The sequence below is a fragment of the Leifsonia sp. NPDC014704 genome (assembly GCF_043083605.1).
Classification (GTDB): Bacteria; Actinomycetota; Actinomycetes; order Actinomycetales; family Microbacteriaceae; genus Leifsonia.
The window spans coordinates 19870-29379 of sequence record NZ_JBIBYW010000003.1 but is presented as its reverse complement, the minus strand read 5'-3'; the positions used below and the strand labels follow the sequence as shown (position 1 = coordinate 29379).

The window sequence follows — 9510 nt, the reverse complement described above, 5'->3', positions numbered from 1 at the left end:
AGTGCAGGTCGACGATCGCGTGATCGGTGCTCTGGTGGTTCGCCGCGTGGATGTCGATCGCGACGTCCCAGTGGTTCGCGGCGACCTTGACCTTGACCCCGGGGACCTGCCCGGCGCCGGTCGAGGATCCGCCCGCCCCGGCGAAGAGGTCGGTCATCGTCACGTCGGATTCGAGAGTGGCCAGCATCAGCGCTTACCCCCCGTGCGCTCGACGTGGAGCTGCAGGGCCGCAACGGCCGGGATGACGAAGACGAAGATGACCAGCGCGGCCGCGAGGCTGCTGCTGGCGACTGGCCGCGCCCCGGTGTCACCGGCTACGAGGGCGGGGACGATGTCCGCGGCCGCGACGATCACCAGGGCGGCGATGAAGCCGAGGAGGACGCTGTACGCCGCGGTGAACATCCGCGCCTGCTTGGCCCGCGGGATGCGGCGGGGGCGCGGTGCCCGCACCCCCGCGGTGGTGGTGATTCGGATGGTGGTCACGGTCGGTGCCTTTCGTTGTGGGGTCTCTCGCCTACCTCTCTACTCTACTTTAAAGTAGAGTCTACTTTCAAGGGGAATCTACGTTTTAGTAGATTTTACTGGGTGCGATGGTCAGCAGACCGATGAGGCCGGCGACGTCTCCGCGGCACTCCAGGTCCAGCTGCCACCGCCAATGGAGTAGACGGTGACTCCCCGGGAGTCATGTCCGCGGACGATCTCCGGCGGATCTCCCGCTGATTCGTACTGGGCGCTCTGGAGGAGGTAGGCCTGCAGCTCGTCATTCCAGCGGACGAGGGTGCGGAACTCGTCCGGTGCTTGAGCTTCATCCCGGGCGAGGTCGGCGGCGATCTGGTCAGCGACTTCGCGCGTGAAGGCCGGGCAGAGGTATCCGTTCCAACGGATGCCGCTGACGGTGTGCGCCATGTAGACGCGGCCGTCGCCGTAGGTGACAGGGACGTTGAAGCATTCGTTGGTGTCGGTCATCGTGTTCTCCTGAGGGTGAGGGGCGAAGGGTCGGGTGCTGCCGCGGAAGGCGCAGCGTGTGACGAAGGTGGGTTGGCCCTGGAGCGAGACGAGGGCGGGGAAGCTCTCGGCGCTGCCGCAGCGCGGGCAAGAGCTGGCATCGGCGTCGGCTCTCCCGGCCTCGGTGGCGAGGACGAGCGCCCGCCGCCACTCGGGGCCGGTCGTGTTGACTCGAGCGAGGACGGGGGAGCCGATGGTGGCGGTGCCGGTGGAGGCGAGGTCGTTCACGGCGTCGTCGTAGACGCGGCCGCAGTCGGCGCAGATCGCGAGGCAGGTCTCGGGCATCTCGCCCAGTCCCTCTGGTGCCGGTCCCGGCCTCTCGCTGACCAGCCGTCCAGATCGGTCGGCGGCGTGGAAGCGGGTGGAGTTCCCGCAGGGGCACTGCACGTAAGTGCCCCTGGTTCGACGCGCGCGACCTCGCCCACCGCGACCGGAAGGGTCGGGTAGGGCGGGGTGATCGCCCCGCCCGTGACGTGGCCACTCATCGGATCACCTCGGCCGCGAAGTCGTACCCTCCGAACGGGCTGCGGCCCGGGACGGCGCGGGTGCCGATGCCGCTTCGGCTCGTGAGGATCGGCGCGCCTGCGAACGTCCACTCGGTGGGATAGGCGTCGAGGAACTCGCGGCCGCCCTTGCTGAGCTTGCCCGACATGTCGTTGCGCCAGCCCTCGGGGGCGACGGGCAGGGTGCGCCAGCCCGGCATCGCGTGGTCATGCCAGGCTCCGAGCATCTCGTTCTCGGATGCGCTGATGTAGTGCCAGCCGCAGGCGGCGCAGATGACCTGGTAGAGGGTCGACCCGAGGCAGGTGCACGGGGTCTCGCTCTGGTACCGCGATCCGGGGCAGAGGTGGTAGTGGCGGAGGTCAGCCTCGAAGCGGTCCATGGTGTGTGCGCCGACGGCGAGCGGCTTCTCCTGGATGTAGGGCCGGTGCCACATGTGGCTGGCCTGGAGGCAGTTGAAGTGGCCGTTCTCGAAGAGGTAGCGGCTCCAGGCTGCGTCGAGGTCGGCCGGGTTCCAGTAGGCGGTGGTGAAGTGCAGCGGCGCTCCGCTCCACGCGGGCGCGGCTGCGACGTCCATCTCGTGGATCATGGCGTCCAGGTCGAAGGTGAGCTGGCTCATCGCTGGACCTCCTGGTGGGTGGCGGGCTGGAAGGGGGCGAAGATTCCGGCGATGATGCCGACGATCAGCGTGACGAAGGAGGTCAGGGTGATGATGGCGGCGATGATGCCGACCCACGAGGGGATGAAGGTGGGGGCGCTGGCGAAGATGGCGGCCAGGCCGAGCACGGTCAGCAGGACGAGGGCCTTGCTGTGAGGGAAGAACCGCATGGGATGTCCTTTCGGTGGGGGTGGAGGGGTGCCGCCCGGCGGCGGCACCCGGGAGCTGTTAGTCCGCGAGCTGGATGCGCTCGGAGTCGTCGGCGCGCTCGATGGTGACCGGCACGTTCCCGTAGACCACGAGGCGGACGCCGCCGTTTCCGTCGGGTTCGGCGAAGACGGTGAGGAGGGTGGCGCCCTCGTCGTCGTCGAAGTCGACGCGGCCGAAGTCGTCCGGCATGGCCTGCCGCGGGAGCCCGGACGGGGAAGCCACCTCGCCCTTCACCCAGTCGTGCGGCTCCAGACGGTCGCCGGTGTCGTAAGGGGTCAGCCGGTAGGTGGTTGCGTAGTCGCTCATTGGTTTCCTCCTCGTCGCTTGCCTACCCCTCTATTCTACTTTAAAGTAGAGTCTACTTTCAAGGCGAATCGCCTTTTTGGTAGAGTGAGTTTGCTCGGAGCGAGTCCGGGAGAATGGGGGCGGAGAGTGGAGGACCTGATGGCCGGATTCGAGCTAGACCTGGTGCGGAAAGCCGCGGGCCTGACGCAAGGGCAGGTAGGGGAGCGGCTGGAGAAGTCGTTCAAGACGGTGAGCAAGTTCGAGCGTGAAGCGGACCGGATGACGCTGACCAGCTTGCGCAGCTACCTGGTCGCCGTCGGGGCCGAAAGCGCCACCATCTCGGTGACCGTTGGCGGCGAGGTCATCGAGCTTCCCCTCGATCTCACCCCTGCTGCAGCTGGCGACTCCTGAACCTGCCGCACCGTTCGCGCAACGGGGCCGGCTTCCCAGCAATGCTCGATAGCGGCGCCGACGAACTGACAGGGGCCGGTTCCGGTCCATCCGCCCGTCTGGCGGCAGAGCGCAGCTGAGGGCGCTCTTTTCGTGCCGCTTGCGGTACGAAAAGAGCGGCAACCCGGACGGCGACCTTCACCGCGCCTGGCGTGCGCGTGACCTCTGCAACGTCACCCCCTCCGCGCACACCGAGAAGGGGCGCGCATCGCTTGGATGCACGCCCCTCCGACGGCTTCCCGGTCGTCAGCGGATCTGCTGCGTGGGCGGAGGTACTGTGTTGGGCTGCCAGGTTGGACGCGAGTCAGTGGGGGCCGTGAGCGCATCGATCCGGTTGGCGATGCCGTCCACATCGACCCGAGCGGCCCGGGCACCAGCGGCGGTTGCGCCCGCGGTGGCCGCGTCGGCTGTCGGCGCGGCCGCCGGAGCGGTCTTGGACGCTTCTGCGGCCAGCGCGTTGAGTTCCGCCGTGATCGAGGTGAGGCGTTGCTGGGCCTCGGCGAGTTCGTCAGCCCGAGGGAATGGCCGGCCGATGCGCGCCTGTGCGTCCTGCAGCGTGGACTCGGCCTCACGGAGCACGCCGCGCTGATCAGCGAGGAGCCTGGGCAGGGAGGCGGTGAGATTCTCCAGGCGTGTGACGTAGCCGATGCCGGGCGAGGCCATCTCTTCCCGGCCCACCGAGACGGTGGCATTCGGGACACCACGAAGCTCCGCCACGATCTGAATCGAGCCGAGCTGCGGTCGGGTTCGCATGTCGATCGTGAATCCGCCGAGCTGGCCCAGCTCGCCGAGGTCGCGTTCGGCGTACACGGGGAGGGAGCCGAGGTACTTGCTTCGCGCCCAGACGGCGATCGCCGCGGCCGCGTCGGCGCGCTTGTCGTACGAGCGCCCGTCGATGACTGCACGGAAACGGTCACCGTCGGTTGGGACGGCCGCGGGGATCATCTGCTCCAGGATCTCGATGCGGTCCTGGGCGAGCTGCGCGCGCTGGGTGGCGACGGCGTGCATCTCGTGGAGGTTGCGCTGGGAGCGGGCGTGCGCCCGTTCGAGGCGTTCCAGCTTCGCCGCCTGGTCGGCTGCTTGCGCCTGCTCGAGTAGCAGCGGGTTGCCGCTGGAGAGGGCCTTGGCTTCGGCGGCAGAGAGGGCGAAGTCGCCGATGTCTTCCATCTCGCGCACGTCGAGCTTGCCGCGCATCACCTGGGCGATGAACTTGGCCTTCCGCTCCACGGTCTGCCACATGTACGCGTCGAAGGAGCGCTCCACAACGTAGTTGTGCACGGCGATCTCGGCGTTCTGGTTTCCCTGTCGGATGCCGCGACCGTTGCGCTGCTGGATGTCGGCCGGTCGCCACGGCACGTCGATGTTGTGCATGGCGATCGCGCGGGCCTGCACGTTCACACCGGTGCCCATCTTGCCGGTCGACCCGAGAAGGACGTCGACGTGCCCGGAGCGCGCCGCGGCGAACAGTCGGCCCTTCTCGGCGTCGTTGCGCGCCGAGTGGATGAACCGGATCCGGTCGGGGTGCATCCCTCCGGCCACCAGGAGCCGCTTGAGCTCGTTGTAGGCGTCCCACCGGTCCTTGGCCGGGGTGCCGAGGTCGTTGAAGACGATTTGCAGGCCGCCCGGGTTCTCGGAGACCTCGCCGGTGATCGTGTCGAGGTAGGTGAGATCCTTGCCGGCCTGCCACTCGTTGAGGATGGTCGCGGCGACGACTTCAAGTTTGCTGCCGGGCTGGGCGTGCTCGGCGCCGACCATCCGCATGTCCAGCGCAGCCTTGCGGCCGTCCCCGGCGATCTTGAGCATGTTGTCTTCCTCGGGCGGGACCGCCTTCGCGGCGACCATCTCGGCGCGCTGGCCGATGTGCTCGAGGTAGGACTCCAGCGCGGGAGTGGGCGGGATGACGTGCACGTGCTGTGCACGCTCGCCGTCGGGGCGTGCGCGCAGCAGGGGGACCGGCAGCCCGAGGTCCTCGGCGGTCTTCACGTCGGCGAAGACGTGCCACATCCGCAGCATCTCCGGGACGTTCTGGAACTTGGAGAACCGGGTCTTCAGCCGGAAGCCACCGGCCGGGCCCATCTCCATTTCGGTGACGAGTTCGCCGAACGTCGCCGCCCAGGTGTCGAACGTGAGCACGCCCGCAGCCTGGAGCAGGTCCGGGCGCAGGTAGCGCTGCATGACGTGCGCCTCGGTGATGGAGTTGGCCAGCGGGGTCGCGGTTGCCAGCGTCCCGGCGCGGAGGCCGTGCCGGGAGCGCAGGTACTCCATTTTGAGGTGGAGGTCCGTTGCGCGGCCGGATCCGGGGAGGATGGCGGCGGCGTCGATGTTGGATTCGGTGGTGAGGTTCTTGTAGTCGTGGGCCTCGTCGACGATCACGTAGTCGATGCCGGAGGATTCGAACGTGATGCCGGGGTCGGCGGGCTTGTCGAGCTTGGCCTTGAGCTTCTCCTCGAAGCGGACCTTGGCCTTCTCGATCATCTTCACGGTCGACGATCCGGCAGAGCGCGCGGCCGCGATGTTGGCCTCCAGCTCGTGCACGCGTTCGCGGATGTATTCGGCCTCGAAGGCGGGGGAGACCGGGATGCGTTCGAACGCGGTCCGGGTCGCGATGATGGCGTCCCAGTCGTTGGCGGCCGCGCGGGCGACGAACAGGCGGCGCTTGTCCCCGGCGAGGTCGTCGGTGGATGCCGCGAGGATCTTTGCCTGCGGGTAGATCTGAAGCCACTCGCGGGCGAACTGCTCCAGCATGTGGTTCGGGACCACGACGATGGGCTTGTTGATCAGACCCATGCGGCGCATCTCGGTGGCGCCCATGGCCATCTCCGCCGTCTTTCCCGCGCCGACTTCGTGGGCGAGCAGCACGGCGGGTTCAGAGATCATGCGGGCGACGGCGGCGCGCTGGTGCGGTCGCGGGGTGAAGTTGGCCGCCATGCCGGGGAAGGTGAGGTAGTCGCCGGCGTCGGTGTAGTCGCGCAGCACGATGGAGTTGAACCGGCGGTTGTACTCCTCGGTGAGGCGGTGGGCACGTTCGGCGTCTTCCCACACCCATTCCGCGAATCGGGCCTGCAGCTTCTCGGCCTTCTCGGTCGCTGCCTGGGTCTCGGTCGGGTTGAGGATGCGCTTGCCGTCGTCGAGCTCGTCGTAAACGGTCAGCGCCCGCTGCTCCATGACCGCCTCGGCGACGTCTTGCGCAGGCCGGCGGCTGGTGCCCCATTCGTCTGTGGCGAGGATCGAACGCCGCGTCTGGGACTTGACCACCCACTTGCCGGGCATCGGGTTTTCGACCGTGAGTCCTTGGTCGCGGAGGATCTCGCGTAGGAACTGCTGGTGAGTGCCCGGGTCGATCCACACCGCGCCCATCCGGACGGCGATCTCCTCCATGGTCAGAGGCTCTGGCACCACCCTCTCGAGGGCGGGCACGTTGGGTGCAAAGCGGTCCGGGTCGGCCTCGGCCGCGGCACGGGCGGCGTCGAGCTTGACGCGGATGTCTCCGGAGAGATATTCGGCGGCGGGGACCAGGCGGTCGAGGGCCGGGTCGTCGTAGACGAGGGTGCCGAGGGCGGCGCGCGCCTCGCTCTCGTCGGTGCCGAGCAGGTGCGCGATCAGCGGGAGGTCGATGCCTCCGGTGCGGTCCATGGAGAGCGCGATCGCCTCGGACGGGGTCTCGGCTCCCTGAACCTCCGGCCGCGGTACCACGACGCGGCGCGAGAGCAGGGAGGCGGGGACCGCGTCCTGCTTCTCGTCGTCGAACACTTCGAGTGCCATCACCAGCGACCCGAACGGGTCTTGGCGGAGGATCCGTGTGGCGGTCGGGGTGATCCGGGCCATCCGGGGGGCGCCGGTCTCGTCGTCGACACGGCCGGTCTCGCGCATGGTGTAGCGGTTCAGCGGGCCGTACTTGGTCGAGTAGCGCTCGTAGTCGGTGCGCAGTGCCTCGCGCGCGTGCTCGAGCTCGGCGGTGTCGTCGGCGGACGCGGCTTCCATCTCCAGGAGGATGCGGGCTTGGTCGCGCAGGCTGAGCAGGGCACGCACCTCGACCGCGGCCGACTTCGGAACCTTCACCGGTTCGGCGCGGCCACCCTGCACCTGCGCGAAGCTGCCGTCCTCCTCTGCGAGGAGGGTTCCGTCGAACACCTCGGCAAGCTCCGGTCGGTGATCTTTCTGCTGCAGCTGGGACTCTTCGGAGCGGGCGGTGAACAACTGGCTACGCTCGCGCGCATCCGCGACGATCCCATCGAGCGCCGTGCGCAGGTTGCTCTCGACGTCGGTGAGGTCGCCGGTCACGTAGAGGGTGGGGCCGAACTGGCTCGGCCCGATCGTGTAGGTCCCGAGGACGTTCTCGGGGCGGGTGTCGAAGTACGCATTGGTCTTGACGACTTCACCGTCGACCTGGTGCGCGTGAACGGTTTCCCCGACGTCGGATGCAGCCGGGCGGCCCGGCTCCCGACGGCGGAAGACCAGTAGGTCGGTGACGACCTCGGTGCCGGCCGCGCGACGGTGTGCGCCCGAGGGGAGGCGGACTGCGCCGACCAGGTCGGCCATCTTGCTCATCTCGCGGCGGGCAGCAGGGTTCTGGGTGTCGAGCGTGTACCTGCTGGTCAGCACGGCGACCATGCCGCCCGGTCGGGTCAGAGCGAGCGACTTGATGATGAAGTGGTCGTGCAACGAGTGCCGTCCGGCGTTGTGCACCGGGTCGTGAAGGGTGACGTTGCCGAACGGGACGTTGCCGATTGCGGCGTCGAAGTGTCCGGCTGGGTACTTCGTGTCAGCGAAGGACTCCGCGCGGATCTGCGCGTGCGGGTAGACGGCGGCCGCGATTGCTGCGGTGGTCTCGTCGAGTTCGACTCCGACCATGGCCGCCGACTCCGGTGCCATGCCGATGAACGTTCCCGCGCCGGCGCCCGGCTCGAGAACGGTGCCGCCGTCGAATCCCAGCTCCTGCAGGGTCGACCACATCTGCCGCACGTAGGCGGGGTCGGTGTAGTGCGCGTTGATCGTGGTGCGCCGTGCCTGGTCCCACTGCTCCTGGGACAGGAGGTCACGGAGTAGGGCGCGCTCGGTCGACCACGAGGTCTTGGTGTCGTCGAACACATCCGGGATGGCTCCCCACGACGAGAACCGCGCCAGGGTCTGCTTCTCGTCGGAGGTGGCAGGGCGTCCCTCGTCGACCAGTGTGCGGGCGAGCATGATCGCGCGCACGTTCGCGTCGAAGCGGGCCTTGGCCCCAGAAGGCGCGAGGTCCTCCTGCGATGTCGGGATGAACCGGCTCAGTCCTCCGTCGGCCGCGTCGCGAACCGGGCCCGCAGGCGTGCCTCCAGCAGTTGCTCGTTCTGCAGCAGGAACCGGTACGGGTTCTCCTGCTGCTGCAGCTCCCTCAGGAACTCCTCCGGCAGGCCGTGCTGGCTCGCCAGTTCCTCGATCGGCATCGCGGCCGAGTCCCGGCTCTGCGAGGTCTCCGCCCAGTCCGCGAGCCAGTCCAGCGACAGGCCGTTGGTCGCTCGCCACTCCTGGTACGCGTCCTCGCTGGTCGTTTCCGGGCTGGGCGTCACCAGTTCCGAGAACGCGATCTCCTCGGCCTGCGCCTTCGCCGCGTTCAATCGACCCGTCTTCTCCAGCACCGACTCGCTCGGGCTGTCCGGCCCGGCTAGGTCGGGGATCAGCTGTGCCACCCGCACCCCGATCTCCTCCCCGAGGTCCTCGAAGAACTCCTGCGGTCGATCCATCGTCGCCAGCGACGTCGGGGCGAGTCTCGCCCACCTCTCCATCGCCTGCCTGCCGTACAGGTTCATGCGTCTCTCCTTGCGTGTTCCAGAAGTCCTCGAAGCTGAGCTGCCCTGACGAGAGGGCGTTCTCGGTGGGCGACGGCTCTGCCGTTCGCGCCTCGTCGATGCGGGCGTCCGCCGACTGGTCTCCCAGCCCCCACAGGTCGAATTCGAGCTGTGTCTCGGGGGATGAAGCCTTGCGGCGTCTGCCTGCCATTCGGTGCCTCCTCGTGATGCGTGGACATCGCCGAGATTAACAACACCGAGGCTCGATTAACAGCACCTGGCCTGGAGAAAAGCTCCCAGTTCCGGCGCCGTCGACGGTTCTTGTAATTCGATCGTCTGGACGTCTCGTGTGAGTGCGCGAGCGGTGGGCACTGGCACGTGCGTCTTGTGCGCCGGATGGCGGTGCGCATCAGAGGAATTCCGTGTCGAAGTCGGGCTGCACGATGCAGCCGAGGAGCTGCTTGTTTGTCCGAGGCACGGCAATCAGGACCAGTACGAAGGCGGGGACGATCAGGATCAGCGACCACGCTGCGACATGCCAGATCATCGACACGATGAAGACGGTGACCAGCGTCGGCAGAAGCAGTGCCAGCCCGGCGAGAAGCCATCGCGATCGCCGATGGAGGCGTCGGTATG

9 protein-coding genes and 1 pseudogene are annotated in these 9510 nt (G+C 68.1%); 1 reads left to right on the top strand and 9 read right to left on the bottom strand.

The window, feature by feature from the left end; genetic code table 11:
- The 6 genes and pseudogenes from ACF1AJ_RS19190 to ACF1AJ_RS19165 all read right to left on the bottom strand — a co-directional run.
- A pseudogene (locus tag ACF1AJ_RS19190) lies at positions 1 to 187 on the bottom strand (DNA methyltransferase); the annotation flags it as partial.
- Positions 187 to 483 carry a hypothetical protein gene (locus ACF1AJ_RS19185; protein ID WP_301220724.1) on the bottom strand — a complete coding sequence of 99 codons (297 nt, stop codon included), beginning with the start codon at positions 481 to 483 and terminating at the stop codon, positions 187 to 189. The gene ACF1AJ_RS19185 and the pseudogene ACF1AJ_RS19190, both read right to left, overlap by 1 nt.
- A 111-nt stretch (positions 484 to 594) precedes the next feature.
- The gene (locus tag ACF1AJ_RS19180; protein WP_301220723.1) at positions 595 to 1290 is read right to left on the bottom strand and encodes a hypothetical protein; all 696 of its coding nucleotides are present in this window, start codon (positions 1288 to 1290) and stop codon (positions 595 to 597) included.
- 196 nt (positions 1291 to 1486) lie between these two features.
- Positions 1487 to 2125 carry a DUF6349 family protein gene (locus ACF1AJ_RS19175; protein ID WP_301220722.1) on the bottom strand — a complete coding sequence of 213 codons (639 nt, stop codon included), beginning with the start codon at positions 2123 to 2125 and terminating at the stop codon, positions 1487 to 1489.
- Positions 2122 to 2334 (bottom strand): hypothetical protein, encoded by a 213-nt coding sequence (locus tag ACF1AJ_RS19170; protein ID WP_301220721.1) that lies wholly within the window; start codon positions 2332 to 2334, stop codon positions 2122 to 2124. The genes ACF1AJ_RS19175 and ACF1AJ_RS19170 overlap by 4 nt, the downstream gene beginning before the upstream one ends.
- 58 nt (positions 2335 to 2392) lie before the next feature.
- Positions 2393 to 2680, bottom strand: a complete 288-nt coding sequence (locus ACF1AJ_RS19165; protein ID WP_301220720.1) for a hypothetical protein — start codon at positions 2678 to 2680, stop codon at positions 2393 to 2395.
- 138 nt (positions 2681 to 2818) lie between these two features.
- On the opposite strand from ACF1AJ_RS19165, the gene ACF1AJ_RS19160 reads away from it, so the two are divergent.
- A complete protein-coding gene (locus ACF1AJ_RS19160; protein WP_301220719.1) occupies positions 2819 to 3070 on the top strand; it encodes a helix-turn-helix transcriptional regulator in 252 nt (83 codons plus the stop codon).
- Between the two features lie 285 nt (positions 3071 to 3355).
- On the opposite strand, the gene ACF1AJ_RS19155 is transcribed toward ACF1AJ_RS19160, so the two are convergent.
- The 3 genes from ACF1AJ_RS19155 to ACF1AJ_RS19145 form a co-directional block, all read right to left on the bottom strand.
- On the bottom strand, positions 3356 to 8293 hold the full coding sequence (locus tag ACF1AJ_RS19155) for a DEAD/DEAH box helicase family protein (protein ID WP_391508796.1): 4938 nt from the start codon (positions 8291 to 8293) through the stop codon (positions 3356 to 3358).
- Between the two features lie 80 nt (positions 8294 to 8373).
- Positions 8374 to 8895, bottom strand: a complete 522-nt coding sequence (locus ACF1AJ_RS19150; protein WP_301220717.1) for a hypothetical protein — start codon at positions 8893 to 8895, stop codon at positions 8374 to 8376.
- 388 nt (positions 8896 to 9283) lie between these two features.
- The coding region (locus ACF1AJ_RS19145) for a hypothetical protein (protein WP_391508795.1) at positions 9284 to 9510 on the bottom strand (227 nt) is incomplete at its 5' end.

Coding starts and splice junctions, on each gene's coding strand:
- ACF1AJ_RS19170 (WP_301220721.1), bottom strand. CDS start 2,334: ATGCGGTTCTTCCCTCACAGCAAGGCCCTCGTCCTGCTGACCGTGCTC.
- ACF1AJ_RS19165 (WP_301220720.1), bottom strand. CDS start 2,680: ATGAGCGACTACGCAACCACCTACCGGCTGACCCCTTACGACACCGGC.
- ACF1AJ_RS19150 (WP_301220717.1), bottom strand. CDS start 8,895: ATGAACCTGTACGGCAGGCAGGCGATGGAGAGGTGGGCGAGACTCGCC.
- ACF1AJ_RS19155 (WP_391508796.1), bottom strand. CDS start 8,293: ATGCTCGCCCGCACACTGGTCGACGAGGGACGCCCTGCCACCTCCGAC.
- ACF1AJ_RS19160 (WP_301220719.1), top strand. CDS start 2,819: ATGGCCGGATTCGAGCTAGACCTGGTGCGGAAAGCCGCGGGCCTGACG.
- ACF1AJ_RS19175 (WP_301220722.1), bottom strand. CDS start 2,125: ATGAGCCAGCTCACCTTCGACCTGGACGCCATGATCCACGAGATGGAC.
- ACF1AJ_RS19180 (WP_301220723.1), bottom strand. CDS start 1,290: ATGCCCGAGACCTGCCTCGCGATCTGCGCCGACTGCGGCCGCGTCTAC.